Here is a 1,334-nt window from a genome sequence, read left to right as displayed (position 1 = left end):
GGGTCTGTTCAGAAAACTGTGTAAACAGCCATTCTTCATAAAGGTACTCTTCCCTGGAATTTAATGGAAAGCTGATTGATCACAGCAGCCCAATTTCTCACCGGCATTGTCCATTTTTTAGCGATGTTCTGCATGGCCAGATACATCAGCTTTATGATCGATTCGTCGTTGGGAAAAGCTCCCTTGGTTTTTAGGACTTTGCGTAGTGACCGGTTCAGGGATTCTATAGCATTGGTCGTATAGATGACCTTGCGTAAGTCTTTAGGGTACTCAAAGAACGGTGTAATACGATCCCAGTGCCGACGCCACAGTTGGCCAACCATAGCATATTTGTCATCCCATTTCTCTTCAAAAGCCTGCAAAGCCAGTTCAGCGCCTTCGAGGGTATCTGATCCATAAATGCGTTTCAAATCGGCACACAGTTCCTTACGATCCTTCCATGGGACATATTTTGTCGAGTTACGAACCATATGCACAATGCAGAGTTGGACCTCCGTTTGAGGGAAAACCGCTTCAATGGCATCTGGGAAGCCGGTCAGTCCATCAACTGCTGCAATAAAAATATCTTGGGCTCCCCGGTTTTTCAGCTCGGTCATCACGCCAAGCCAGAATTTTGCTCCTTCGTTCTGGGAGAGCCACAGCCCCAAGAGTTCTTTCTGCCCTTCCATGGTAATGGCCAAGGCTAGGTAAACGGCTTTATTACTGACCTTACCATCCTCTCGACTCTTGACGACAATGCAGTCGAAATAGACAATGGGATACACATTCTCAAGGGGGCGGCTCTGCCAAGCCCGGACATCATCAAGCACGGCATCGGTGACGCTACTGATCAACGCTTCCGAGACATCAACATCGTAAAGCTCCAGGAGCATCGCCTGCATATCCCGGACACTCATGCCGCGAGCATACATGGCAATAATTTTCTCGTCAAAGCCTTTGAAGCGTTTCTGGCGTTTCGGGATCAGCTGCGGTGCAAACGTGCTGCTACGGTCACGGGGTGGGGTGATTTCCAGCGGGTCGTTATCGACAATGATGGATTTCTTTCCGTGTCCGTTTCGTGTATTTCCTGTACTGGGCTTGATCAATGCATGTTTCTGATAGCCGAGATGGTCATCCATTTCGGCTTCTAGTGCCTCTTCGATCAATCGCTTTTTAAGCTGGTCAAGCAAACCTCCTTTATCGAACAAAGCTTGTGGACCGCCGCTCTCCTGAATAAGCTGATCGATCAGGGCCTTCTGGGATTCTGGAATCTGGTCTTTTTTTCTGGTCATAGCTGTTCTCCTTTTTACATGATAGGAAACTATGACCGTTTACACACTTTATCTCACAGACTC

The 1,334-nt window shown here is 47.9% G+C and carries 1 protein-coding gene; it reads right to left on the bottom strand.

All coding sequences use genetic code 11. The features are described 5' to 3' along the window. Positions 1-35 precede the first annotated feature (35 nt). Positions 36-1,271 carry an IS256 family transposase gene (locus CR164_RS12905; RefSeq protein WP_110024408.1) on the bottom strand — a complete coding sequence of 412 codons (1,236 nt, stop codon included), beginning with the start codon at positions 1,269-1,271 and terminating at the stop codon, positions 36-38. Between the last annotated feature and the right edge of the window lie 63 nt (positions 1,272-1,334).

Source organism: Prosthecochloris marina, from assembly GCF_003182595.1.
GTDB classification, from domain to species: domain Bacteria; phylum Bacteroidota; class Chlorobiia; order Chlorobiales; family Chlorobiaceae; genus Prosthecochloris; species Prosthecochloris marina.
Note: the sequence above shows the minus strand (reverse complement) of the source record. Positions and strands in the feature narration are given on the sequence as shown.